Genomic DNA, 24,913 nt, shown 5'->3' with positions numbered 1-24,913 from the left:
ATAATAGAATAGGAGGACAATTTTTAGCGAAGGAATTATGGAGGATTAATATGATAAAAAAAGTAATGGTCATGGCTTCACTGTCTGCTATAGTTGGCGGCGGAGTATACTATTTTCTTGTTAACCCCAATATAAAGGAAAACACTGTATTAACAACTAAAGTGAATCCTACTATTGAAACGGAAGTACAAGGGAATATAGAAGAAAAAGAAGAGCAACAAATTGATTATGTTAGCATATCTCAAAAATTAGATCAATATTTAGTCGGAAAGCAATTCAATGGAACAGTTTTGGTAACAGATAAAGAGCATGTTATATTGAATAAAGGATATGGGTATGCTGATGTTCAAAATAAAATAGAAAATACGCCTCACACAAAATATCGTATCGGTTCTATTACGAAAACAGTTGTTGCCACATCTATTTTACAGCTGCAAGAACAAGGGAAATTGAATATTCAAGATAATGTAAATAAATATATTCCTTCATTTCCGGAGAATAAAAATATTACGCTGTATCATTTATTAACGCATACCTCTGGTTTACCTGAACATGCAAAAGGCAATGTTAATGCTGCTTCCCGTTTACAGTTAATTAATTGGATTGGACGTCAAAATTTAGAATTTCCTGCAGGAACAGGTTGGAGATATACAGATTATAATTATATGGTGCTTGCTTATATAATAGAACATATATCGAAAAAACCTTTAGGAGATTACATAAAAGAAAACATATTTGTAAAAGCAGATATGCATGAATCTGGTATGGGAAATATGGTACCTGGAGATAAAAATTTTACAAAGGGTTATGTGAAAAAAAATCAAGAGCTTGTACCAGCGCAGAAGTTAGGCATGGATTGGCTATATGGTTGTGGTGAGATGTATACGACAGTTGGAGATATGAAGAAATTAGACGAAGCAATTATAAATGGAAAACTTCTTTCTGAACAAAGTATACAAGCAATGTTTTCACCTTCAGCAGAACGGAAATATGCATTTAGTTTTTATATATATCCAGATTATTTTCATAATCATGGTGTATTATCTGGTTGGAACACTTTCAATAATTTTAATAAAGAAAAAGGAACTTTTGTTATGTTATTTTCAAATGTGAAAAATAGTATGGATGATGACTTTAATAAAGAGTTCCGAAAGATGGTAAATGATTTATTAGAACAAAGGGGATGAGAAAATGGAACATAAAACTTTATCAATAGGTTTCATTGGTATTGGCGTAATGGGAAAAAGTATGGTTTATCACTTAATGCAAGATGGTCATAAAGTATATGTATATAATAGAACGAAAGCAAAAACAGATTCTTTAGTGCAAGATGGTGCACATTGGTGTGATACACCGAAAGAGTTAGTGAAGCAAGTTGATGTTGTAATGACGATGGTTGGGTATCCACATGATGTAGAAGAAGTATACTTTGGGATAGATGGAATTTTGGAGAATGCAAATGAAGGCACGATAGCAATTGATTTCACGACATCTACACCAACATTGGCAAAACGTATTAATGAAACTGGTAAAAGTAAGAATGTATATACGTTAGATGCACCTGTATCTGGAGGAGACGTTGGTGCGAAAGAAGCAAGGCTCGCAATTATGGTCGGTGGCGAAAAAGAAATATATGAAAAATGTTTACCGTTATTTGAAAAACTAGGGACAAATATTCAGTTGCAAGGACCAGCTGGAAGTGGACAACATACAAAAATGTGCAATCAAATTGCGATTGCTTCTAACATGATTGGAGTATGTGAAGCTGTTGCTTATGCGAAAAAAGCTGGACTAGACCCAGATAAAGTATTAGAGAGTATTTCAACGGGAGCAGCAGGTAGCTGGTCATTGAGTAACTTAGCTCCCCGAATGTTAAAGGGAGATTTTGAACCAGGGTTTTATGTAAAGCATTTTATGAAAGATATGAAGATAGCTTTAGATGAGGCTGAAAAATTGCAATTGCCAGTGCCAGGTTTAAGTTTGGCGAAGGAATTGTATGAAGAGTTAATGAAAGATGGGGAAGAGAATAGCGGAACACAAGTTTTATACAAAAAATACATAAGGGGGTAAATGAGATGGATCTTCAAAAATTTGATGAGATGATTGATACTGTTCAGCGAACAACTTGTATACAAATTAGCGCAAAACAAAAAGAAGCTTTTAAACAAAAATATGATTTTGAGCCGGAATTCGAATATGGAAGAGATGAGAAGGGGCATTATGTTATTCGAGCTTCAAAAAAGATGTTAGAAGAAATGGATTTTTATTTGGCATTGAAATATGATCGAGATGGGGTTGATCTTTATATGCAAGCAGAGATTGACGGTATATGTCACGTATCTGTTAGCTATAGTGAAGGTGTCCTACATTTACAAGAATTGTTTCAATTTCTAGAAGAAAATAAATAAAAGTCCTCATTTGAGGACTTTTATTTATTTAGGTATATTTAATTTTTATAATTATAAGCTAGAAGCTCGGCGGCATCGTTCAATTGGGAATGGAATAACTTGCGCGATGTGATTAGGACCAAATTGTTTTGCACGAGCATGGCGTACTATATAAAATGCACACAGAATTGAAACAGGAATAGCGCCGAATAAACCAAAAAATAAAGCGCTTACACAAGATGCGACAAAACCTAAAACACCAACTTCTAACTCTTCCATAATAGCTCCTAGAATAACAGGAAGTGCTCCACACGTAACCCCTAGTATAAGTGCGATAAGTAAACTCATGATTATCCCCCTCTGTTTGCGATATTCTTTTTCTTTTTATTTAATAGTAGTATACCATACATAAAACAGAATCTTCAGAAAAAATTCAAAAAAAGTTCAATAAATGTTCAAAAAGTGTTTAGAAATACACTTAAAAAATAGAAGGGGAAGGTTGTTTTTTTTGAACGAAAGGAATCGTATAGTTAGGTACATAAAAAATCAGGCTTATTTCATTTTTTGAAATAAGCCTGTTCCATAGGAGGATGTATATATGTAGAGTGAATAAAAGGTTGGAAAAGGGGATCCAAGTCCTTTTATTCAACTAACTACCTTAATAAATTGGAACCCAGCCTTCAGTTGTAACAAAAATACGAATAGCTACAACTTGACGATCATCTTGCAAGGTAAAATAGTGTCTTGCATTTTCTGGAACAGATATGAGATCGCCTGGCTCAAGTTCAACGTCAAAGAATTTGCCATCTTTTCCTTCAATGGCAAAGACGCCATGTCCACTAACAATAAAGCGAACTTCATCATCGGTATGATGGTGTTCTTTTTGGAAATTAATTAATAATTCGTCAAGGTTAGGTGTGCTATTTGAAAGTGAAATTACATCATGTGCTTTATAACCTCGGCGCGCTGAAACATCAGCGATTTCTTTTGAAAACACAGCTAATATTTCAGCCTTGTTTTCATCTGTTAACGAATAATTTTCATTTAAATAAGTAGGAAGTTTAGAGATGTTCCATTTCTCATATAAAACGCCTTCCTCTTGTAGAAATTTAGATACTTCTACTTCATTTTCTATGCGAGTATTTACTTCATGAATACGAATTTGCGCCATTAGAAACGCCTCCTTGAATTGATAATAGTTTTATATGAAATTGGAATAAAAACTCATAAGCTTCTAATCTTTTCTTTGCATCAAAGCTATCTCGGCCCCATACGGTAATACCGTGGTTACGAATTAATACTGCTCCCGAATCTCCTTGTATGTGCTTTCGGAAGTTTTCTCCAAGCGTTGGGATATGGGCATGGTTTTCGATAATAGGAATGTGAATTGTTGCACCTTCTTCCCAAATATCGAGAGCTTTAATAATTTCTTGATTTTGAAGGGTGACTGCATCACTATATAAATTTGTGATGACATTATTATCAGTTGTATGAACATGAAGTACGCACCCAGCATTCGTATTGTTATAAATATGTGTATGCAATATTGTTTCTGCTGAAGGGCGTAATTCAGTCTCTAATACGGGAACCCCTAGATGATCTACTAATAGAAAATCATCTGGAGTAGTTTTTGTTTTATCTTTACCACTTGCTGTAATAAGAAAAGTAAGTGGCTCATGACTAACCTTTATAGAAATATTACCACTCGTTGCTGGAAACCAATTTCGTGTTGTTAATTCTTTTTTTATCTCGCTTAAGTCATACCATTGACGAAAAAGTTGTTTCATGATTTCACCTCCAACAAATGTTTTAATTGGGTTTGAACATCGTGAAATGTTTCAAACGGTGTATAAGCAATATAATTCTCTTCACACTTTGTAATAAGGAAGTCGCGAGCGAATACTTTATCTGCTTGTTTCGCAGCTTGTAAATCAGTAATTGAATCTCCAATCACAATATGGAAGTCATCCGTATCACTTAATTTACGGATTAAAGATGATTTGCATAATCCGCAATGATTTTGACAATGATGATCACAAGGATGAGGCCACTTAACTGTAATGAATTCACTTGAAAAGTCTGTTTCATTACAGTAAATTTGCTCTTTTGGAATGATTCCTTGTAAGAGTGGATAGACGAAGAAATCCATTCCACCTGATATAACGTAAAAAGAAATGTTATTTTCATTTACAAATTGTATAAATTCATGAAAACCACTACGGATTTCAGCAGTTTTTATTAAAAATTGAATCATATCATCGTGTAGACTAGTGGGTATTAATTGAAATAATTGAGAAACACCTTCTTGAATAGACAGCTCTTGTGATAAAATTCTATTCTTTACTTCTTCGGCTTCTGGTGGTGCGAATTTTTCCATAATGGACATAATGTTATCATTATTTGTAATCGTGCCATCGAAATCACAAAATACTTGAATACTCATAATTTCACCCCATGAGAGGGATTTCCCCATATTTGTAGTGCACTATGCAAATTTATGTCATCTACTTCATGGAGTGGTGTATTTTGCAAAGTAGCATTAATTGCAGTACGGAAAGCTTTACCGCCCCCTTGCGCCCCACTTGGATGTCCATGTATCCCGCCGCCAGCATTAATAACAACATCTTTACCGAAATCTCGTACAATAAAGGGAACGAAACCAGGGTGAATACCAGCAGACGGAACAGAAAAACTCTTCTTGAAAAATGCATCGTCTTCAGTTAAATGTTTTGAGATGGCAAGAGCCTCCTCTTTTTCTAGTGCAACACTTCCGTATGGAGATGGGAATAATGAAAAGTCAGCCCCAGCATAACGTAGTAGCTTTCCTAGTAATAATGGAGAGGAAACTCCATATAACTTGGATGATGAATAAGCACCACTTACAGCAGGGTGTGCCATAATAGGAACTGGGACTTCATCATCTTCTGCAAGTGATTGTAGTACATCTAGTCCGTAAGCAAATACATTAAATAATAGAATATCTGCCCCAGCTTGCACTGCGCGTTTCGCATTTTCTTTTAAATCAAAAGTTCGTCCTGTTAAATTTACGGCATATAACGTTTTATGTCCGTATGTTTCATATACGGATTGTAAAACTTCTTTTCCAGATACAATGCGTTTCGTAAGTGGTGTTAATGTATTCTCAAATAATATTTCATCATCTTTTACTATATCTACACCACCAATTGCTTGATCGCGTAATTGCGTTTTTAAATACCCAATATTTCGTCCAATCATTCCTTTAAAAATACTCATTAATAGAGGACGCTCATGCACTTGTAAAAGATTTCGAATACCATCTATCCCGAATTTTGGACCAGGGAAATATTGTTTTAACTCGTCTGAAAATGTTAAGTCGATTAATTTCACTTCACCATCAAGTGATAGCTTTCCGAATGTAGTTGTTAAAATTGCTGGTAAGTCCGGACTGAAGTTTAATAACGGATATTCGATTTTAATAATCCCGCGTTTAACTTTTTTACGTAAATAAGAATTGGTATGTTCTTGTTCAGCTAGTTCCTCAACATGAATGACGTTGCCTTTATGCTGTTTTAATTGTTCTTGCAATAAGTGTGGCAAATGAGTCCAAGAGCCAATTGTTAAACCGAGTGCAATTTGCTCGGCTTTTTTTTCTAAGTTATGTGAATCATCATGGATTAAATACGTTGCTATAATTCCGCTCATTGTTAAAACCTCCTAGTTAAATAAAAAAACCTCTCAGCTAAGGAGAGGTTTTTTTACAACCAGCTCCTTATCTGTCAGCATAATGCTGCGAGAATTAGCACCGTGTCTACAATTGTAGATCGGTTGCCGGGTTTCGTCGGGCTCGTCCCTCCACCTGCTCTTGATAAGAAGTATTTAGAAATGTTTAAATTTTTAAGATAACTGAATTTTGTCAGATATTTTTCATGTTGTCAATTACTTTTTGAAAAAATTTAATTTATCAATTCGATTAATGGCTTCTCGTAATCTATCTTCTGTATGCAAGAGACCAACACGGACATATCCTTCGCCATGTTCACCAAATCCAACACCAGGAGCAACTGCAACGTGTGCTTTTTCTAGTAAAATATCAGAAAATTGCTCAGATGTATATCCTTTTGGAACAGGAAGCCATGCAAAGAATGAGCCTGTTGGAATATCTACATTCCAACCTATTGAGTGACAAGCTGAAACAAGAGCGTTTCTTCGAGATTCGTAACTATTTACAAGGTCTATTACGCAAGACTGTGAACTTAATAGTGCTTCGCGGGCAGCATCTTGAACTGCACCAAAAATACTGACATACATATGATCTTGTAATAAGTTAATTGTCTCAATCACACGTTCATTCCCCACAGCAAAAGCGATGCGCCATCCAGCCATATTGAAAGTTTTCGATAGAGTGTAAATTTCAATACCTGTATTTTTAGCACCGTCTGCTTGCAAGAAACTAACAGGTTTTTGACCATCGAATCCAATAGCACCGTAAGCAAAATCATGAACGACTAATATATTATGTTTATTAGCAAAATGAATGGTTTCATCAAAGAAATCTTTTGATGCAGTAGCACCGGTAGGATTATTTGGATAGTTTAAAAACATTAACTTTGCACGCTTAGCGGCAGTGGCATCAATTTTTGTATAATCTGGTAAAAAATTATTTTCTGCAATAAGCGGCATTGTTTCAAATTGTGCTTTTGCTAAAGCAACTCCTGATAAATAATCTGGATAGCCTGGATCTGGAACGAGAATAGTATCACCAGGGTTTGTAAAACAAAGTGGTAATTCTACTAATCCAGCTTTTCCACCAAACAAAATAGCAACTTCTGTTTTTGGATTTACTACTACATCATATTCGCGTTGATAGAATGTTGCCACGGCTTCTTTTAAACTTTCGTGTCCGCGAAATGGTGGGTATTTATGATGAATGGTCTTTTCAGCAGCATCTTGTAAAGCTTTTACGATATGCTGCGGTGTTGGTTGATCTGGATTACCTTGACCTAGATTAATAACATCGTGACCATCTGCAACGACTTTGTTAACTTTTGCAACAAGTGAAGCAAAAAATTGTGTAGGCAATGATGTTACTATCTCAGAAGGTTGAAATAATTTCATACTTTCCACCTCTTTTGAAAGTTGTTACAATTCTAATGACAAATGATATAATCTTTCCAGTATTTTGTAAAGAAAAAATTAAGAATGGGGCTGACAAAATGAAAGTCGCATGTATTCAAATGGATATTGTCTTTGGAGATGTAGAAAAAAATATTGAGAATGCTAAAAATAAAATAAGCGAAGCGATGAAGGAAAGACCAGATGTGATTGTCTTACCAGAACTATGGACAACGGGATATGATTTAACGAGGCTTACTGAAATTGCAGATAGGGATGGATTGCAAACGAAAGAAAAGCTGAAAGAATGGTCGAAGCAATATGGTGTACATATTGTCGGTGGGTCTATAGCGAAGCAAACAGAACAAGGTGTTACAAATACAATGTATGTGGTAAACAAGGAAGGAGAACTAGTCAATGAATATAGTAAAGTGCACTTATTTCAGCTTATGGATGAACATAAATATTTAATCGCTGGAAATAGTACAGGTGAATTTAGGCTAGATGATGTAGGGTGCGCCGGCACAATTTGTTATGATATTCGTTTTCCAGAGTGGATGCGCGTTCATACTGCGAAAGGTGCAAAAGTTTTATTTGTTGTAGCAGAATGGCCATTGGTTCGTTTAGCGCATTGGCGTTTGTTATTGCAAGCAAGAGCAGTTGAAAATCAGTGTTATGTTGTTGCATGTAATAGGGCAGGAAAGGATCCGAATAATGAGTTTGCCGGTCATTCTTTAATTGTCGATCCTTGGGGCGAAGTTGTTGTAGAAGCGAATGAAGAAGAATCAATTTTATTTGGAGAGCTTCATTTTGAGAAAATTAAAGAAGTACGCAAAGGAATTCCAGTTTTTGCAGATCGTCGTCCAGAATTATACAAATAAAATGTTGACAAGTGATTTTTATTCTTGGTATAGTCTTCAACATAAAGTTAAAAATTCAAAAAATTATACAACTCTTATCAAGAGCAGGTGGAGGGATTTGGCCCGATGAAGCCCAGCAACCGACCGTAATACCATTGTGAAATGGGGCGTTTATTTACGCCAAAAGGCACGGTGCTAATTCCAGCAGAAAGTAAATCTTTCTGGCAGATAAGAGGGGAGAAGATAAACTTCAAACCTCTTTCTTTGTGGAAAGAGGTTTTTCTGACGTAGAAAAACCTCTGAATTAAAAAAAGGGGGAGAAGACGATGGGATATTATTCATTAACTGAAACGACAGTTATACAATATGCGAAAGAACACGGTTATTTTGAAAAGAAAGCAAATGTAGTTTGTCATGAAATTGGAGATGGAAATTTAAATTACGTGTTCAAATTAGATGATGGAGAGAAGTCTATTATAATAAAACAAGCACTGCCATATGCGAAAGTAGTTGGTGAGAGCTGGCCACTGTCTATAAAAAGAGCGACGATTGAAAGTAAAGCATTACAAATTTTTGCGAAGTATGTGCCGGAATATGTGCCAGTAGTGTACAGTCATGATGAAGAGTTAGCAGTAACGGTCATAGAAGACTTATCAAGGCTAACAATTACAAGAAAAGGATTAATAGATGGAGAGGAGTACCCGCTTTTATCCCAACATATTGGTCGCTTTCTAGCACATGTGTTGTTTTATACTTCAGATTTCGGTTTACAATCAGAAGAGAAAAGAGTGTTAGATAGTGAATTTGTTAATCCAGATCTTAGTAAAATCACGGAAGATTTAGTGTTTACAGACCCGTTTAGTCATTATGATACGAATGATTATGAACCAGAGTTACAACTAGCGGTGGATGAACTATGGAGTGACAAAAATTTGAAATTAAAAGTAGCACAGTATAAATATAAATTTTTAACGAGAAAAGAAGCGCTTATTCATGGTGATTTACATACTGGTAGTATTTTTTCATCACCTGCTGAAACGAAAGTAATTGATCCAGAATTTGCAACATATGGTCCATTTGGATTTGATCTTGGCCAATTTATTGCAAATTTATTATTAAATGCACTATCCCGTGAAGAGGAAAAAAGAAGTGTGCTATTTTTACATATTGAGAAAACATGGAGTTATTTTGTAGAAGCTTTTACGAAGTTATGGATTGGAGAAGGTGTAGAAGCATATACGAAAGAGAAACAATGGTTGCCAATTATTTTGCAAAATATTTTTACAGATGCCGTTGGATTTGCCGGATGTGAGCTTATCCGTAGAACAATTGGCTTAGCGCATGTAGCTGATTTAGATGGAATAGCAAATAAAGAAACGAGGATTCAAGCTAAGAAACAAGCGTTATCCTTAGGTAAAGAACTAATAAAATATGAATCTAAGAGTGCTGATATTCAACTGTTCCGAACATTATTTCAACAGACAGTTTCTGGAGGGATAAAAGCATGAGTACAATTGTTACTGTTCCGAGATCTGTCAGTTGGAAAGGTGATGCCATTGCAGTATTAAATCAAACAAAGTTGCCGCATAGTACAGAATACAAAACATTAACGACGATTGAAGAGGTATGGAAAAGTATTGTCATGCTAGAAGTACGAGGAGCACCTGCAATTGGAATTGTAGCTGCATTTGGCTTGGCACTTGCATCAAAAAAATATAATACTGTACATATGGAAGAATTTCAAAAGAAGTTTAATAGAGATTGTAATTATTTAGGAACGTCACGCCCAACAGCAGTCAATTTATTTTGGGCAATCGATCGTATGAGAGAATCCATTCGAGAAATTACTACAATAAAAGAAGCACAAAAAATATTAGAAGAAGAAGCGCTTCTCATTCAGAAAGAAGATGAAGCGGTATGCCGGAGTATTGGAGAACATGCATTAACATGCTTTAAAGACGGTGATAACATCTTAACAATTTGTAACGCTGGAAGTATTGCAACTGCTAGATATGGTACTGCATTAGCACCGTTTTATATTGGGAAAGAAAAAGGTGTACGTTTACATGCGTATGCGTGTGAAACGAGACCGGTTTTACAAGGCGGGCGTTTAACGACCTGGGAATTAAAACAGGCAAATATTGATGTAACACTTATTACCGATAATACGGCAGCTCATGCTATTCAAACGAAAGAAATAAACGCGATTATTGTAGGAGCGGACCGAATTGTCGCAAATGGAGATACAGCAAATAAAATCGGAACAATGAATTTAGCTATATTAGCAAATTATTTCGATATTCCATTTTACGTTGCAGCTCCGTTATCTACGTTTGATATTACGAAACAAACAGGTACAGAAATTGTTATTGAAGAAAGAGATGAAACCGAAGTTACGAAAATTTTTGGAAAACAAGTGGCGCCAATTGGAACTGATGTTTATAATCCTGCATTTGACGTAACACCGAATGAATTAATTACAGGTATTATTACTGAGAACGGCATCATACACGGAGATTATAAACGGGAAATTGCATCATTATTTGAAAGACAAGCTAATACATAATAGCTTGTTTTTTTATGCCTAAATGTTTTCTTTTCTCTTATTTATATAATGGAAGGAGGCGGAAAAGATGGAAGAGTGGATCAGGATGGTAGGTAATGTAGGGTTTCCGATTGTTGTAACATTATATTTACTCCATCGTATTGAAAGTAAATTAGATGGGGTAATTGTTGCAATCGAGAAACTCCCTAAACAATTACTAAAGTAGGAAGGTCCTCGCGATAGAAAGTAAAATAAAGTTTGCTCTTCGTGAGCAAACTTTATTTTTTACCCCGCATTAATGGGCAGTAAAAGCCTTCACTTTATTGAGCAGTATAACCACCATCGATAACAACGGCTTGTCCAGTTATACCTCTTGCTTTTTCACTCGCTAAAAACATAGCATAATCAGAGATTTCTTGTACTTGCAATAAGCGTTTTTGTGGTACAAGTGGATAAATAACATCTTCTAAAACATTTTCAAGTGGTACATTTCGTGTAGTAGCTAAATCTTGTAGTTGATTACGTACAAGTGGGGTATCGACATAACCAGGACAAAGCGCATTAACGGTAATTCCGTGAGTAGCGCCTTCTAAAGCGGCAACTTTTGTTAATCCGATTACGCCATGCTTCGCGCTATTGTAGGCGGATTTTCCTGCAAATCCAACGAGTCCATTAATGGAGGCTACATTAATAATTCGGCCATACTTTTGTTTTTTCATGATTGGGAAGGCATGCTTAATTGCGATAAAAGGAGCGATTTGCATAATTTTAATAAGTAGTTCAAACTTTTCAGTTGGAAAATCTTCAATTGGTGAAACGTGCTGCATTCCTGCGTTGTTAATTAATATATGTAATGAACCGAAATGAGTAACGGTTTGAGAAATTGCAGCGGTAATTTCTTCTTCAGATGTAACATCACATTTTAAACCGATAGCTTGATAGCCTTCTTTTTGTAATTGTTCAGCAGCTTCTTTTGCACGTTCTTCAAGACGATCGGTAATGACAACTTTTGCACCTTCTTTTGCGAAAGCGTTTCCCATTTCATAACCAATACCGCTTGCAGCACCTGTTAAAAAGACAACTCGATTTGTAACCATGGTGAAAAACATCCCTTCGTAATAAAATTCTCATATTGCTCTATTTAGAGAGGGGATAATAAAAATCCTGCAAAGATTTGGAAAAATATTGTTAGCTATCTTGTTTTGCAAAATAGTCTCTGCTATACTATTTTGTAAAGCAAGATACTTACGCTTATCTATCTTGTAAAACAAGATAGCGGGAGGATTTGAGTTATGTCGACAAGTCAAATGCTGAAAGGGATTTTAGAAGGATGCTTACTTGCTATTATTTCTGAAGGTGAAATATACGGTTATGAAATGAGTGAAAAACTAGCAAAGTATGGCTTTACTATGGCGAGTGAGGGAAGTATTTATCCGCTATTAATACGAATGCAAAAGGAAGGATTAATAACAAGTGTAATGAAGGAATCTCCATCTGGCCCAAAGCGAAAATATTATACATTAACAGAAAAAGGCGAGGAAGCACTTAATGAATTTATGGATCGCTGGGAAGCGATGCAAAGTAGTGTAGAGCGTCTACTTGAGGGGAAGGGGAGAAAAAAATAATGTTATCAAGTGAAGCACGAAAGTTTTTATTAGATATGAGATTATTTTTAGTGGCAAGGGTGTGAAAGAAAGCGATATTGAAAATTTTATAGAAGATGCAGAACTTCATTTAATCGAGGGTGAGAGTGATGGGAAAAGTGTAGAAGATATTTTCGGAAGCTCACCGAAAGAATATGCAAATGAACTTGTAAAAGTAATGGAAAGAGATAGACAGGAAACGTGGAGACAAATTGGTTTTACAGTAATGAATATCGTATCGTTTTGGATTATTGCTTCTATCCTAATAGTGAATAACGGATTATTACAGACCTCACTTATTCAGTGCGTTGGGTATAGTTTGTCATTGATTTTAGTTGTTATAGGTCCTAATTTTTTACTTCGCAAAATGACCTTCGTAACAAGCTTTACAAAAACGTGGTTTTCTATGTGGTTTTTAGTTATGGTAGCGCCAATGTTTTTAATGGGGGCTGTTACGATATTAGATGTAATCTATCCTACCAAAACGTTTACATTCACCCAAACGCAAAGTTATATATTAGCTGGAGCTATTTTTATCATCACAGTAGCGATAAATATATATTTTGAAGGATGGTTTAAAAACTTATATTTAATTATTTCACTTTCGATTATGTTACTGTTTAAAACATTTACATCAGAAGATCTCGTGCCAATGTTATTTCAAATTATATGTTTATACGGAAGTTTGTTTATTTTAATTTTCCTTGAAATTATGATGAAGACGAATAGAAGAGAAACGGTTAACTAAGGGAGGGGTTATCATGCAGATTTCTAAAGAAGGAGAAAAGTTTTTAATCGATACGAAAGTGTATTTAATAACAAAAGGAATGAAAGAAGAAGATGTGGACGCTTTTATAGAAGATGCAGAGCTTCATTTAATAGAAGGTGAGAAAGAGGGAAAGACGGTAACGGATATATTTGGTGATTCACCAAAAGAGTATGCGGAAGAATTGGCGAAAGAGATGGAGAAGGATAAAGGTGGGAGTATAAAGAGTATTCTTGCGATGATAATTGGTATTGGCGGGTATTGGATATTAACTCATATTTTATTTAATAATCCAAATCAGCAATTTACACTAACGAATATACAGTTAATTGGCTATCCTATCGTCTTAATCATTACGATTATTGGAACCATTGTTGCGTTTAGAATGTCTTCTTTTAAAAATAAATTTGTAGAGTTCGGAATTATTTACATAATAGTAATGGTTCCCATTTTATTATTAGTATTATTGATGTTTGTTGATAAATGGTACGGTACACCTATTTTGCAATTATCGACAATGCAAACATATATATTAGCAGCAAGTATCTTTTTATTACTTTTCGTTGGAGAAGTGTATGTCCTTGGTTGGATGGGTGTTTTGGTGCTAATTGTTCCTTTAGCGATTATGTTTATATTTAAAGGATTAGAAGAAAAAAATGTATTTTGGGGAATTGCAAAGATATTACTTATGTATGGAAGTATATATGGGTTAATGAGATGGTCTTTAAAAATTGAAGAGAGAAAAAGTGTAAACTAGTATTTCAAAAAAGTGGCTGCTCTGGATATACAAAAAATTATTTCCAAAGAAATACTATATTTTGATTTTTAGAGGGATTCGTTTTAGGTGTATAGTGTATCCTTTGCAGCCGGTGTATCGTTTATTAATTGGAATAAATTGTTTTAAACAGTAACATGACAGTTACTGTTTTTTTCTTTGTAATAAAGAACTTTGTAAAGAGAGTGCTTTTTGTTCGTTTGTTAATAGGGATTGAATATGGACGTTTTCAGGACGAGGTACGATAGGGTACATAAGATTTGTTGGAGAAGGATGGTGCTCCGAGCCAGTTGGGGAATGAGGATCTGCGTGAGTAAGTTTTCCATGAACACGTCTTGTAAATAAAATATGACCGACTTCGTGAGCGAGCGTATATATATTTTTCATGGGAGCAGCCGAATTTGTTAAAACGATATAACCAGTAAGTTGCTGTTGTTTGGCTAAAGAGTACGCGCAGGCAATTACGGCTGTTTCTTTGAAATAATCACTGCCAATATAACAAATGTAAAGGTCGCATGCAGGAGCTTCATTTACACATGTTTGGAAAAAGGATGCTAATTTTTCCTGACTTTGAATAGAATTTTTATAACTAATTTCACGGTCAGAAAAACGAAAAAGTTCATTTAAAATAATTACGTCTTTAATTTGAAATGTAATGGGGTGCCAAATTGATTCTGCAACTGCTAAATCTTTTGCAATACGGTCATCAGAAATATCGGCGCCTGGAGTAATGCAAATACATATATTGACGTATGGATCCATAAGGAACACCTCAACTGAAAAAATTCTTTCTATAATATATGTTGGGAAAAGACCCTATGTATGGATAAAAGCCTTGTTTATTACAAGTCGAAAAAATTTCATAGTTCTATAACATGGTGTGGTCATCTTTTTGATATAGTAAAGAAAAGGGGGAGAATATATGTATACATTAAAAATCGTTTCAGACAGAGAAGCACTTTATCAATTTGCGAGTTATGTAAGAGTTGTACAAGGGGTTGAAGATGTATATGTAGAGGTGGGAGAACCTTTATATGAACATCCATTAATGAAGTTTTATGTACATATTAAGCTGGAGGAAACATATGAGCAACATAAAGCGTTACAAGAAATAGCAAGATTAGTAGAATTAGGGCGTTTTACATACGTTCATTATCGTAATGATGAAATTGAAGAAGCTTTTGAAGCTGTAAAATATGAAAGTTTTAAGAAATAAAAATGGAAAAAAGGAAGCGAAAGCTTCCTTTTTTTTCTTGGAAATTACATCAACAAAAGGAGAAGAATTTTGTTATGATAAGGGAGGGTGAGGAAAGGAGAATTTACATAATGGGGTATATTGAAGAGTTACGCAAAGTTGTTGGGACAAGACCACTTATTCTCGTTGGATCAGCAATAATTATACTAAATGATAATCAGGAAGTATTGCTTCAATATCGTTCAGATACATATGCTTGGGGTGTACCTGGCGGCGCGATGGAACTAGGAGAAACGACGGAAGAAACTGCTCGCCGAGAATTATTCGAGGAGACGGGATTAACTGCAAAAATAATGCAATTTCTAGGTGTCTTATCAGGAAAAGAAGTATATTTCCGTTATCCTAATGGGGATGAAATCTTTAATGTTATTCATCTGTATCAGGGGCATCATGTGAGTGGAGAATTAAGGCTTGATCATGAGGGATTGAAGCTTCAATATTTTCCGGTAGATAAGTTACCAAAATTGAATGAAACGACAGAGAAAATTTTACAAAAATTTTTATATGCATTAACAGAATAGAAGGTTAATTCCTTCTATTTTTATTATATTAAATATTTTGATTTTTTAGTATGTTTATAGTATGATAGATGTAGACATACATCTTATGGAATTTCACCTAAAAACTGACTAGGGTACATAAGAGAGGGGCAAGTGCAAAATGCATAATGTTGTTATTACAGCTGCAGTTCGTTCGCCAATTGGAACTTTTGGAGGAGCGCTAAAAAATGTAACGCCAGTAGAATTAGCGGTTCCTGTACTTCAGGAAGCTGTAAAACGAGGCGGGGTAGAACCACACGAAGTTGATGAAGTAATTTTAGGTCATTGTATTCAAAGAACTGATGAAGCAAATACTGCAAGAACAGCTGCATTAGCGGCAGGATTTCCTGACACAGTTACGGGTTATACAATCCAACGCCAATGTTCTTCAGGTATGCAAGCAATTATGTCAGCTGCAATGCAAATTCAATTAGGTGTAAGTGATGTTGTTATTGCAGGTGGAGTAGAAGCAATGAGTTCAAGCCCTTATGCATTAAAACAGCACCGCTGGGGACAACGTCTACAGCACGGAGAAATTCGTGATACGGTGTGGGAAGTACTAGAAGATCCGATTCACCATATTATGATGGGTGAAACGGCTGAAAATTTAGTTGACCAATATGAAATTACAAGAGAGGAACAAGATGAAGTTGCGCTTCGTAGTCATACATTGGCACTGCAAGCAATCGAGTCTGGATATTTTGACGAGCAAATTGTTCCTATTACGATAAAAGAACGTAGAAAAGAAATAGTATTTTCGAAGGATGAACATCCACGTGCAGATATTACAGCGGAAAAATTAGCAGGATTAAAACCAGCTTTCCGTAAAGATGGATCTGTAACGGCAGGGAATGCATCTGGCCTTAATGATGGAAGTGCGGTTCTAGTATTAATGAGCGAAGAAAAAGCGAAAGAAAAAGGCTTACAACCGTTAGCTAGAATTGTTGGATATTCAGTAGCTGGAGTAGATCCGAAAATTATGGGTATTGGACCAGCACCAGCAATTCGTAAAGGGTTAGAAAAAGTAGATTGGTCATTAGAAGATGCTGATTTACTGGAAATTAATGAAGCTTTCGCGGCTCAATACCTAGCTGTAGAGAAAGAATTAGGTTTAGACCGTGAAAAAGTGAATGTAAACGGTAGCGGTGTAGGACTTGGACATCCAATCGGTTGTACAGGAGCTCGTATTACTGTAAGTTTAATTCATGAATTGAAGAGACGCGGTTTAGAAAAAGGAATTGCTTCTCTATGCGTCGGTGGCGGTATTGGGGTAGCATTATTTATAGAAGCACTATAAAAAAGAAGCAGCAATCGCTGCTTCTTTTTTATTAAGAATCAAATAAATGATGAAATAATCGATCACGATTTTCAAAGAAAAGTTTTGTCGTTTGGTAATGCTCGGTTTCTTCTAATGTGGATTCATGAATCCCTTCTTGTGTTAAAGAATATATAGTGGATTCAGGATAAGCCATTAAAATAGGAGAGTGCGTCGCGATAACAAATTGTGAACCTTGTTCCGCTAGTTCGTGCATTCGAATAAGCATGGAAAGTTGCCTCATTGGTGATAGAGCGGCCTCAGGCTCATCTAAAATGTATAAACCTTGTCCTGAAAAACGGTTCATAAATAAGGAAAAGAATGATTCACCATGGGATTGTTCGTGAAGTGAAACACCGCCATAAGATTTTATAGCGTCTATCTCATCAATATAAGAAGCAACGTTATAAAATGATTCAGCACGAAGAAAGAAACCGTCGTTTGGTGTATTGAAACTTTTAGAAATTCGAAGGTATTCATGTAAAGATGAATGTGAATCGTTTGTGCTAAAGCGGAAATTCTTCGTTCCACCTTCTGCATTAAATCCTAAAGCGATTGCAATTGCTTCGAGTAATGTTGATTTTCCCGTTCCGTTTTCTCCAATAATGAATGTTACATTTGGATGGAAGGCAAGTGATTGTAAAGTTCGGATAGCGGGTAGACAGTAAGGATATGCGAAAAAACTAGGGATATTTTCTTTTTTTAATGTGACATTTTTTAAAAAGGGTACGTCAATCAATATATAAACCTCAATTCATAACGGATTTTGATTCTAAAAAAGCAGCAAATACAAGGGTAAGACAGCTTGCAAATAGTATTGTATATTGAAGTGCGCCAAAGCCAAGACCTTCCCAGCCTAAAGTCATTCTCTTCCATATGAAAATAAAAAGAACGCTTATAAAACCAACGAGAGCAGGCATATATTTTATAATTTTTAAGTGCTTCCACAGAAAAAAGCCGATGTATGTAAGTACAAAGAAGATAAGCAGAATGAGAAAAAAGGCAAGTGTTAATGACACGTGAACCTCTCCTTATTTTCTGAATATTTTATGTGGATTATAACATGTAAACTATCATATTCCAATGTGAAAATAAATATTGCATCAAGATCAATTCTCTCGTTATGATAGATGGTATTCTATTGAAGATATGAAAAGGAGTTAAAACATGCCGTTTACATTTGCGCATCCAGCAGCAGTTCTTCCTTTTGTGAAAAAACGTTCTCAATATATTTCAGTAACGGCTCTTATATTAGGCAGTATGGCGCCTGATTTTGAATATTTTTTACACTTTAGACCGTATGGTGTTATTGGGCATACATGGCTTGGATTCTTATATTTAAATTTACCACTTGTATTTCTGTTAGCATATATGTATCATTACATTTTAAAAAAGCCGTTTATAACACATTTACCTAAACCATTTGCTGGCTATTTTGCATATGCAGTAGATGAGAGGTGGGGGCTTCATACATGGAAGGATTTCTTTGTATTTTGCTATTCTGCTTTATTTGGTATGCTCACGCATGTCGTTTGGGATGCATTTACTCATAATACAGGCTATTTTGTTACGAAGATAACATTGTTACAAAGAGGATTACATAGTATCCCAGTATATAAATATATGCAACACGGGAGTACATGTGTTGGTTTCTTATTACTATTATATGTACTATGGAAGTATAAAGATGAAACAGGGAAAGATATTATGATAGCTTCAGAAAAAAGGAAGTATTGGGTTTCGGTAATCATTTTCGCAGCTCTAGTATTTATCGTTCACGCATTCGTAGATCCCTATTTTCATATTTTCCAAATAGGGGGTATAATAGTATCTGGACTGACAAGTTCCTTTTGTGGAATTCTCATTGTTTCTATAGTCTACAAAGCAAAGGACTAATTTATATTAATGAATGATAGTGTTAGGAGAAATTATATGATGAAAGCATGGAAAAATATTTTTGTTTTATGTAGTTTTCTTCTTATGTTAAGTGGTTGCTTCCATCAAGAAGAAAAGAAAGTTGAACCGAAGAAGAAAGAATCTATTCCTGAAACAAAAGAATATGGTGGGCGTGAGCTGAAAAAAGTAGGACAAAAAGTGAAAGAAACAGGGTGGGGTACTTTTAAGTTAGAACAGATTCAATCTGTAAATCAAACATTTGAAGTAGCACCAATGAAAATTCACATACAAGATGTAAAAGTAATCTCTTTATCGCAGATGAGTAAAGATGCAAAAAATGCATTAAAAGTATTTACGGCATTAACTCCTGAAGAAGTAAAGCGTAGATTAGGAGATAAAGTAAGTCAAGAAGATGCGGAGTTATATGCATCGATAAGTGGTACAGAGATTAGTGATACGATTCGTTACGTTGAAATTACATATAAGGTGGAAAATAGCGGGAATAAAAATATGCAATTTTTCTCTATGAATGATGTTACGATTAATGATAAGCAACATTTTAAAGTAGCAACTCAAAACTTTTTATATGATGAAGATACGCTCGTTGGTACAAAAAATGTATCAAGGGAAGACTATAAGCCTGGTGAAACAAGAGATGGTATTATCGGCTTAATACTTGATGATGGAAAAGAAAAGGTAAAGGATATTAAGTTTACAACAGATAATGTAGTCGCAGCAGATACAGAAACGCAAGATGTTGTAAAAGAGGCACAAACTTTTAATATCTCACTTTCTGAGTAGGGGATTTTTAAAAACATAAAAGAAAAAACAGTCAGCGTTAAAAATATTATGCTGACTGTTTTTTCTTTTCTTTTATGTATGAATCTACATTTTGAAAAGGTACCTTAATTTTAAATGCATCTTTTTGTTCATTAAATTGCTTTTCATTATAAGGACCAAAACGTTTATTATGCTTTACGTCAATAATCCAATAATGCTCACTTTTTTTATTTGCAATTGCTCCGTCAGGGTTATTCGGATCTGACTTTTCCTCAATTTGTTTTGCAATAATGTATTTATCATCCCAAGCTATGTCTGTAATTTTTGCAGGAATGTATTGTGTGGCATATACAGCATCTTGCGATGGGAAAAGTTCAAATGCATTTCCAGAAGTACGTATGAGTTCGTATTCATCGTTAATCGTATAAGTTATATGATTTGTATTTCCAGCACAACCGGCTAATAGGAATGCGACGAATAGGATTATCCATTTTTTCAATATGGGAACCTCCTTTACAATGCTGTTGTAACACATTGTACAAGAAAAGTAAGAGAAACGCTAGTTTACAATGTTTTTTAGAAGTGGTACGATGAGACGGGTAAAGAAGGATATGAAGGAGTCGACATAAAATGAAGTTAAAGATGCATCGTCCAGCGCTTGTAATGAATCGCATAGGTGCTTCCCTAATTGACATGTTTTTAATCTCGGTTATGTATGGTGCAGTAGTAGCTATTATGACCGGAAATTATAGTGCTATTTTTAATCGCTTTAATATTAGTTTTGGTGATTATAGATATGATCTCGCAGTAGTTTTTATATTAATGGCGATATATTTTATTTTGGTACCCTTTATTTGGAACGGTGTTACACTTGGTAAAAAGGTAACGAGAATAAAATTAATTTCATTGAAGAGTGAAAAGTTAACATTACAAACATTAATTATAAGATTTTTTGTATTGTTATTACCGAACATATTGCTACTTGGAATTCCGATATTATGTAACGTATATATGATGTTATTCCGCAAAGATAATTGTGGTTTTCAAGATTTAATTACAAAAACAAAAGTGATAAGTCTTGTATAATAAAACAGAGACCTTTTTATACATAAAATAAGAAGGTCTTTTTTAATTATATAAATATATTTTAAAGGATATATAATAAGAAAAAGTTAATCCATATCATTTTTGGTTTCAATAGATTGAAAATTAAGAAAATGTTATAATGATTAAAATAATATCTTTATATAATAAGGGGGAAATTGAAATGACTGGGGGTAGCGTAATCTTTTGGGGGATTTTAATTTTCATCGGTTTAGTTTTCGATCAGCGTAATAGTAAGAAAAAAGAAGGAGTAAAAAAGTAATCGCTTACAAATTAATAAGCAACTTTTCTTGCTTGCAGACTAATCTCATAAAGGAGTATACTGAATGACGGTAAGACTTATAGAAGGGGTAATGAAAATGAAGCTTGCAGGAAAAGTTGCTATCGTAACTGGCGGTGGCATCGGTATTGGACGTAATACAGCTCTTTTGTTGGCTAAACAAGGCGCAAAAGTAATTGTGACGGACATTGATCAAGAAAGTGGACAAGCAACAGTGGAGGAAATTACGAATCTAGGCGGAGAAGCACTTTTTGTATCCTATGATATGGGAAAGCAAGGAGATTGGCAACGCGTTATCAGTATTACTTTGAATGCATTTAGTCGCATTGATATGCTTTTTCAAAATGCTGGTTTATATAAAATAGATTCTATTTTTTCTCGCCAACAAGAGAACGATTCCAATGTACTTTGTATTAATGACGTTTGGATAGAGATAAAACAATTAACGTCATCTTTTATGAAACAGCAAGAAGAAGTGGTGCTGAGTGACTTACCGATTTTCGGTATTATTGGCACGAAAGGACAATCATTTCATACAGTAGAAGCCCTCGTATAATAATGAAAACCGCCCTCAAAGTATGTGGACGGTTTTTTTGTATGTTATACAGAGGAAAATTATTTTTTAACGAATACGTTGTTCAGTTTGACTATCAAAGAAATGCGCTTTATTCATATCAAATGCTAGTTTAATTTGATCTCCAGGTGAAAATGTATGTCTTGCATCAACACGTGCTGCAAAATCTTGATCTCCAAGTTTCATATATAAAATAGATTCAGCACCTAGTAACTCAGCAACTTCGATTTTTGTTGTGAAGGCAGTAGATTGTGAAGCTTCTAAAAATAATAGTTCATCATGAATGTCTTCAGGACGAATACCTAAAACAATTTCCTTATTTACATAGCCTTGTTCACGTAACATCTTCATTTTTCCTTCAGTTACTTTGACTTTTAATGAATTATCTATAACGAAATCGGTTTCAGTCAATTTACCACGGAAGAAATTCATTGCTGGAGAGCCAATAAATCCACCAACGAAAATATTTTCAGGTGTTTCATATACTTCTTTTGGAGTTCCGATTTGTTGAATCTTTCCGTCTTTCATAACAACGAGACGTGAAGCCATTGTCATTGCTTCTGTTTGATCATGTGTTACGTAAATTGTTGTCGTTCCAAGACGGTGATGTAATTTAGAAATTTCTGAGCGCATTGCAACACGTAATTTAGCGTCTAAGTTGGATAAAGGCTCATCCATTAAGAATACTTTCGCGTCTCGAACAATCGCTCTCCCTAACGCAACACGTTGACGTTGTCCACCAGATAACGCTTTCGGTTTTCTATCTAAATATTGTTCCAGTCCTAAAATTTTTGCTGCATCTTTCACACGACGATCGATTTCATCTTTTGGTATTTTTCTAAGTTTTAATCCAAATGCCATATTATCATACACGCTCATATGTGGATATAAAGCATAGTTTTGGAAGACCATTGCGATATCGCGATCTTTTGGAGGGACATCATTCATTAGCTTACCATCAATTGAAAACTCTCCTTTTGAAATATCTTCAAGTCCAGCGACCATTCGTAATGTTGTAGATTTTCCGCATCCAGAAGGACCGACAAATACGATAAACTCTTTATCTTGAATGTGTAAATTAAAATCTGTTACAGCTGTTACATTATTATCATATATTTTATAAATGTTTTCTAATTTCAATTCTGCCATGGTATTGCCCCCTAGAAAAATTATGCAAACGTTTTCTTTGAGTTCATTATAAACTAATAGATTCAAAAAATAAACAAAAAAAATAAAACGTTTTCATTTATTAGAGGAATATTAGTAATTTGCGTATGTTTTCTTAGAAAAATAAGAATAAAAGTTGTAAGCGCTATTTTAAATTAAGATAGAATCTGTTATCATTCATTAATGAAAACGTTTGCGCCTTAAAACAGAGAAAATCGAATTATTAATGAAATGGGGTAGCATAATGGAAAAACAGTGGTGGAAAGAAAGTGTAGTATATCAAATTTATCCTCGTAGCTTTATGGATAGTAACGGTGATGGTATTGGGGATCTTCGTGGGATTATTTCAAAGCTAGATTACTTAAAAGAATTAGGGATTGATGTCATTTGGTTATCACCGGTCTATGAATCTCCAAATGATGATAATGGTTATGATATAAGTGATTATTGTAAAATTATGAATGAGTTCGGAACAATGGAAGATTGGGATGAGCTATTACATGAAATGCATGAACGTAATATGAAACTTATGATGGACTTAGTTGTTAACCATACTTCTGATGAACATAATTGGTTTATTGAATCACGTAAATCAAAAGATAATAAATATAGAGACTACTATATATGGCATCCTGGAAAAGAAGGAAAAGAGCCGAACAACTGGGGAGCAGCTTTTAGTGGATCTGCATGGAAGTATGATGAAATGACAGATGAATATTATTTACATCTGTTTTCTAAAAAACAGCCGGATTTAAATTGGGATAATGAAAAGGTAAGACAAGATGTTTATGAAATGATGAAGTTTTGGTTAGAAAAAGGAATTGATGGCTTCCGTATGGATGTTATTAATTTTATTTCTAAAGAAGAGGGATTACCAGCTGTTGAAACCGAAGAAGAGGGGTATGTTTCAGGTCATAAGCATTTTATGAACGGTCCAAACATTCATAAATATTTACATGAAATGAATGAAGAGGTATTGTCTCATTATGATATTATGACGGTTGGTGAAATGCCTGGTGTAACGACAGAAGAAGCGAAAATGTATACTGGAGAAGAACGAAAAGAACTGCAGATGGTATTCCAATTTGAACATATGGATTTAGATTCGGGAGAAGGCGGAAAATGGGATGTAAAACCATGCTCACTTCTTACTTTAAAAGAGAATTTAACGAAGTGGCAAAAAGCATTAGAGCATACAGGGTGGAATAGCCTGTATTGGAATAACCATGATCAGCCACGCGTTGTATCTCGTTTTGGTAATGATGGAATGTATCGCATTGAATCTGCGAAAATGTTAGCGACGGTGCTTCATATGATGAAAGGAACACCGTATATTTATCAAGGAGAAGAAATCGGAATGACGAACGTTCGATTTGATTCGATTGATGAATATCGAGATATTGAAACGTTAAATATGTATAAGGAAAAAGTGATAGAGTGCGGTGAAGATATAGATAAAGTGATGCAGTCTATTTATATAAAAGGCCGAGATAATGCTAGAACACCGATGCAGTGGAATGATAAAGAACATGCTGGATTCACAACAGGTGAGCCTTGGATTACGGTAAACCCTAACTACAAAGAAATCAATGTGAAACAAGCAATCCAAAATAAAGATTCAATTTTTTATTACTATAAAAAATTAATTGACCTACGCAAAAATAATGAAATAGTTGTGTACGGATCATATGATTTAATATTAGATAATAATCCTTCTATTTTTGCATACGTAAGAACATATGAAGAAGAAAAACTTCTTGTTATTGCAAACTTTACGGCGGAAGAATGTGTATTTGAATTGCCTAAGGACATTAGTTATAGTGAATCAGAGTTATTAATACACAATTACGACGTAGAGAGTGGATCGATAGATAACATTGTATTACGTCCATATGAAGCGATGGTATTTAAATTAAAATAAGAAAAATCCTTA

Annotated in this window: 30 protein-coding genes, 2 pseudogenes and 2 riboswitches; of the genes and pseudogenes, 20 read left to right on the top strand and 12 right to left on the bottom strand. The window is 34.6% G+C overall.

What is annotated here, in order from left to right; genetic code table 11:
• Window positions 1-50 precede the first annotated feature (50 nt).
• Genes DM800_RS07695 through DM800_RS07685 form a run of 3 tightly spaced genes read left to right on the top strand, consistent with a single transcriptional unit; the run spans window position 51 to window position 2,408 of the window.
• A complete protein-coding gene (locus DM800_RS07695; protein WP_147786676.1) occupies window positions 51-1,187 on the top strand; it encodes a serine hydrolase domain-containing protein in 1,137 nt (378 codons plus the stop codon).
• 4 nt (window positions 1,188-1,191) lie between these two features.
• Window positions 1,192-2,070, top strand: coding sequence for an NAD(P)-dependent oxidoreductase (locus tag DM800_RS07690; protein ID WP_088064338.1), 879 nt, complete (start codon window positions 1,192-1,194; stop codon window positions 2,068-2,070).
• A gap of 5 nt (window positions 2,071-2,075) precedes the next feature.
• Entirely contained in the window at window positions 2,076-2,408 is a 333-nt protein-coding gene (locus DM800_RS07685; protein ID WP_147786675.1) for a DUF3909 family protein, read from the top strand.
• A gap of 51 nt (window positions 2,409-2,459) precedes the next feature.
• Here DM800_RS07685 and DM800_RS07680 read toward each other — a convergent pair whose 3' ends face one another.
• The 6 genes from DM800_RS07680 to DM800_RS07655 all read right to left on the bottom strand — a co-directional run bounded on the left by DM800_RS07680 (window position 2,460) and on the right by DM800_RS07655 (window position 7,484).
• Window positions 2,460-2,735, bottom strand: a complete 276-nt coding sequence (locus DM800_RS07680) for a hypothetical protein (protein ID WP_000054671.1) — start codon at window positions 2,733-2,735, stop codon at window positions 2,460-2,462.
• A 310-nt stretch (window positions 2,736-3,045) separates the two neighbouring features.
• Window positions 3,046-3,558: a 1,2-dihydroxy-3-keto-5-methylthiopentene dioxygenase gene (locus DM800_RS07675; RefSeq protein WP_147786674.1), complete on the bottom strand. Its 513-nt coding sequence runs from the start codon at window positions 3,556-3,558 to the stop codon at window positions 3,046-3,048.
• The gene (locus tag DM800_RS07670) at window positions 3,536-4,174 is read right to left on the bottom strand and encodes a methylthioribulose 1-phosphate dehydratase (RefSeq protein WP_000811328.1); all 639 of its coding nucleotides are present in this window, start codon (window positions 4,172-4,174) and stop codon (window positions 3,536-3,538) included. Before DM800_RS07670 ends, DM800_RS07675 begins: the two co-directional genes overlap by 23 nt.
• Entirely contained in the window at window positions 4,171-4,830 is a 660-nt protein-coding gene (locus DM800_RS07665) for a 2-hydroxy-3-keto-5-methylthiopentenyl-1-phosphate phosphatase (RefSeq protein WP_147786673.1), read from the bottom strand. Before DM800_RS07665 ends, DM800_RS07670 begins: the two co-directional genes overlap by 4 nt.
• Window positions 4,827-6,071 carry a 2,3-diketo-5-methylthiopentyl-1-phosphate enolase gene (mtnW, locus tag DM800_RS07660; RefSeq protein WP_147786672.1) on the bottom strand — a complete coding sequence of 415 codons (1,245 nt, stop codon included), beginning with the start codon at window positions 6,069-6,071 and terminating at the stop codon, window positions 4,827-4,829. Before mtnW ends, DM800_RS07665 begins: the two co-directional genes overlap by 4 nt.
• 64 nt (window positions 6,072-6,135) lie before the next feature.
• Window positions 6,136-6,241: riboswitch (SAM riboswitch) on the bottom strand.
• A 64-nt stretch (window positions 6,242-6,305) separates the two neighbouring features.
• Window positions 6,306-7,484 (bottom strand): pyridoxal phosphate-dependent aminotransferase, encoded by a 1,179-nt coding sequence (locus DM800_RS07655; protein WP_147786671.1) that lies wholly within the window; start codon window positions 7,482-7,484, stop codon window positions 6,306-6,308.
• A 14-nt stretch (window positions 7,485-7,498) separates the two neighbouring features.
• Here DM800_RS07655 and DM800_RS07650 point away from each other — a divergent pair, with 14 nt between their 5' ends.
• The 4 genes from DM800_RS07650 (at window position 7,499) to DM800_RS07635 (ending at window position 11,112) form a co-directional block, all read left to right on the top strand.
• A complete protein-coding gene (locus DM800_RS07650) occupies window positions 7,499-8,362 on the top strand; it encodes a carbon-nitrogen family hydrolase (RefSeq protein ID WP_179955666.1) in 864 nt (287 codons plus the stop codon).
• Window positions 8,363-8,433: 71 nt separating this feature from the next.
• Window positions 8,434-8,576: riboswitch (SAM riboswitch) on the top strand.
• A gap of 91 nt (window positions 8,577-8,667) precedes the next feature.
• On the top strand, window positions 8,668-9,849 hold the full coding sequence (gene mtnK / locus DM800_RS07645) for an S-methyl-5-thioribose kinase (protein ID WP_147786669.1): 1,182 nt from the start codon (window positions 8,668-8,670) through the stop codon (window positions 9,847-9,849).
• Entirely contained in the window at window positions 9,846-10,907 is a 1,062-nt protein-coding gene (gene mtnA / locus DM800_RS07640; protein WP_147786668.1) for an S-methyl-5-thioribose-1-phosphate isomerase, read from the top strand. The genes mtnK and mtnA overlap by 4 nt, the downstream gene beginning before the upstream one ends.
• A gap of 67 nt (window positions 10,908-10,974) precedes the next feature.
• Window positions 10,975-11,112 (top strand): YvrJ family protein, encoded by a 138-nt coding sequence (locus DM800_RS07635; protein ID WP_000393345.1) that lies wholly within the window; start codon window positions 10,975-10,977, stop codon window positions 11,110-11,112.
• 94 nt (window positions 11,113-11,206) lie between these two features.
• Here DM800_RS07635 and DM800_RS07630 read toward each other — a convergent pair whose 3' ends face one another.
• On the bottom strand, window positions 11,207-11,983 hold the full coding sequence (locus tag DM800_RS07630) for a 3-hydroxybutyrate dehydrogenase (RefSeq protein WP_000258444.1): 777 nt from the start codon (window positions 11,981-11,983) through the stop codon (window positions 11,207-11,209).
• Window positions 11,984-12,178: 195 nt separating this feature from the next.
• Between DM800_RS07630 and DM800_RS07625 the strand changes: the two genes are divergently transcribed.
• From DM800_RS07625 to DM800_RS29830, 4 genes and pseudogenes are all read left to right on the top strand, one after another.
• Window positions 12,179-12,511, top strand: coding sequence for a PadR family transcriptional regulator (locus DM800_RS07625; protein ID WP_000107987.1), 333 nt, complete (start codon window positions 12,179-12,181; stop codon window positions 12,509-12,511).
• A pseudogene (locus DM800_RS07620) lies at window positions 12,511-13,277 on the top strand (DUF1129 domain-containing protein). Before DM800_RS07625 ends, DM800_RS07620 begins: the two are co-directional and overlap by 1 nt.
• Before the next feature lie 13 nt (window positions 13,278-13,290).
• On the top strand, window positions 13,291-14,052 hold the full coding sequence (locus tag DM800_RS07615) for a DUF1129 domain-containing protein (protein ID WP_088064332.1): 762 nt from the start codon (window positions 13,291-13,293) through the stop codon (window positions 14,050-14,052).
• Window positions 14,053-14,062: 10 nt separating this feature from the next.
• Window positions 14,063-14,199: pseudogene (locus DM800_RS29830) on the top strand (DNA-binding protein); the annotation flags it as partial.
• Window positions 14,200-14,214: 15 nt separating this feature from the next.
• On the opposite strand, the gene DM800_RS07605 reads toward DM800_RS29830, so the two are convergent.
• Window positions 14,215-14,832: a DUF955 domain-containing protein gene (locus tag DM800_RS07605; protein ID WP_097917836.1), complete on the bottom strand. Its 618-nt coding sequence runs from the start codon at window positions 14,830-14,832 to the stop codon at window positions 14,215-14,217.
• Window positions 14,833-14,992: 160 nt separating this feature from the next.
• Here DM800_RS07605 and DM800_RS07600 point away from each other — a divergent pair, with 160 nt between their 5' ends.
• The 3 genes from DM800_RS07600 (at window position 14,993) to DM800_RS07590 (ending at window position 17,161) form a co-directional block, all read left to right on the top strand.
• Window positions 14,993-15,286, top strand: coding sequence for a DUF3928 family protein (locus tag DM800_RS07600; protein WP_000288327.1), 294 nt, complete (start codon window positions 14,993-14,995; stop codon window positions 15,284-15,286).
• A 110-nt stretch (window positions 15,287-15,396) separates the two neighbouring features.
• Window positions 15,397-15,846 (top strand): NUDIX hydrolase, encoded by a 450-nt coding sequence (locus DM800_RS07595; RefSeq protein WP_147786667.1) that lies wholly within the window; start codon window positions 15,397-15,399, stop codon window positions 15,844-15,846.
• Window positions 15,847-15,985: 139 nt separating this feature from the next.
• Window positions 15,986-17,161 (top strand): acetyl-CoA C-acetyltransferase, encoded by a 1,176-nt coding sequence (locus DM800_RS07590; protein WP_000552069.1) that lies wholly within the window; start codon window positions 15,986-15,988, stop codon window positions 17,159-17,161.
• A 31-nt stretch (window positions 17,162-17,192) separates the two neighbouring features.
• Here the strand turns inward: DM800_RS07590 and DM800_RS07585 are convergent, their stop codons facing one another.
• Both DM800_RS07585 and DM800_RS07580 read right to left on the bottom strand, forming a co-directional pair.
• Window positions 17,193-17,918 carry an AAA family ATPase gene (locus DM800_RS07585; protein ID WP_147786666.1) on the bottom strand — a complete coding sequence of 242 codons (726 nt, stop codon included), beginning with the start codon at window positions 17,916-17,918 and terminating at the stop codon, window positions 17,193-17,195.
• A gap of 10 nt (window positions 17,919-17,928) precedes the next feature.
• Window positions 17,929-18,198 carry a hypothetical protein gene (locus DM800_RS07580; protein ID WP_000059857.1) on the bottom strand — a complete coding sequence of 90 codons (270 nt, stop codon included), beginning with the start codon at window positions 18,196-18,198 and terminating at the stop codon, window positions 17,929-17,931.
• A 148-nt stretch (window positions 18,199-18,346) separates the two neighbouring features.
• Between DM800_RS07580 and DM800_RS07575 the strand changes: the two genes are divergently transcribed.
• Window positions 18,347-19,075, top strand: coding sequence for a DUF4184 family protein (locus tag DM800_RS07575; RefSeq protein WP_147786665.1), 729 nt, complete (start codon window positions 18,347-18,349; stop codon window positions 19,073-19,075).
• A 36-nt stretch (window positions 19,076-19,111) separates the two neighbouring features.
• Window positions 19,112-19,876 carry a CREC-EF hand family protein gene (locus DM800_RS07570; RefSeq protein WP_048546181.1) on the top strand — a complete coding sequence of 255 codons (765 nt, stop codon included), beginning with the start codon at window positions 19,112-19,114 and terminating at the stop codon, window positions 19,874-19,876.
• 46 nt (window positions 19,877-19,922) lie between these two features.
• On the opposite strand, the gene DM800_RS07565 is transcribed toward DM800_RS07570, so the two are convergent.
• Entirely contained in the window at window positions 19,923-20,354 is a 432-nt protein-coding gene (locus DM800_RS07565; protein ID WP_000758773.1) for a DUF3997 domain-containing protein, read from the bottom strand.
• Window positions 20,355-20,485: 131 nt separating this feature from the next.
• Between DM800_RS07565 and DM800_RS07560 the strand changes: the two genes are divergently transcribed.
• From DM800_RS07560 to DM800_RS07550, 3 genes are all read left to right on the top strand, one after another.
• On the top strand, window positions 20,486-20,941 hold the full coding sequence (locus DM800_RS07560) for an RDD family protein (RefSeq protein WP_000769076.1): 456 nt from the start codon (window positions 20,486-20,488) through the stop codon (window positions 20,939-20,941).
• 181 nt (window positions 20,942-21,122) lie between these two features.
• Window positions 21,123-21,221: a hypothetical protein gene (locus tag DM800_RS07555; protein WP_000145657.1), complete on the top strand. Its 99-nt coding sequence runs from the start codon at window positions 21,123-21,125 to the stop codon at window positions 21,219-21,221.
• Between the two features lie 64 nt (window positions 21,222-21,285).
• Window positions 21,286-21,795 carry an SDR family NAD(P)-dependent oxidoreductase gene (locus DM800_RS07550; RefSeq protein WP_000218424.1) on the top strand — a complete coding sequence of 170 codons (510 nt, stop codon included), beginning with the start codon at window positions 21,286-21,288 and terminating at the stop codon, window positions 21,793-21,795.
• A 66-nt stretch (window positions 21,796-21,861) separates the two neighbouring features.
• Here the strand turns inward: DM800_RS07550 and DM800_RS07545 are convergent, their stop codons facing one another.
• The gene (locus DM800_RS07545; RefSeq protein WP_000818929.1) at window positions 21,862-22,962 is read right to left on the bottom strand and encodes an ABC transporter ATP-binding protein; all 1,101 of its coding nucleotides are present in this window, start codon (window positions 22,960-22,962) and stop codon (window positions 21,862-21,864) included.
• Between the two features lie 262 nt (window positions 22,963-23,224).
• On the opposite strand from DM800_RS07545, the gene malL reads away from it, so the two are divergent.
• Window positions 23,225-24,901, top strand: coding sequence for an oligo-1,6-glucosidase (gene malL, locus DM800_RS07540; RefSeq protein ID WP_147786664.1), 1,677 nt, complete (start codon window positions 23,225-23,227; stop codon window positions 24,899-24,901).
• The last annotated feature ends 12 nt before the right edge of the window (window positions 24,902-24,913 follow it).

Origin of the sequence: Bacillus sp. AY18-3 (genome assembly GCF_008042305.1) — a bacterium.
Lineage (GTDB): Bacteria > Bacillota > Bacilli > Bacillales > Bacillaceae_G > Bacillus_A > Bacillus_A wiedmannii.
Note: the sequence above shows the minus strand (reverse complement) of the source record. Positions and strands in the feature narration are given on the sequence as shown.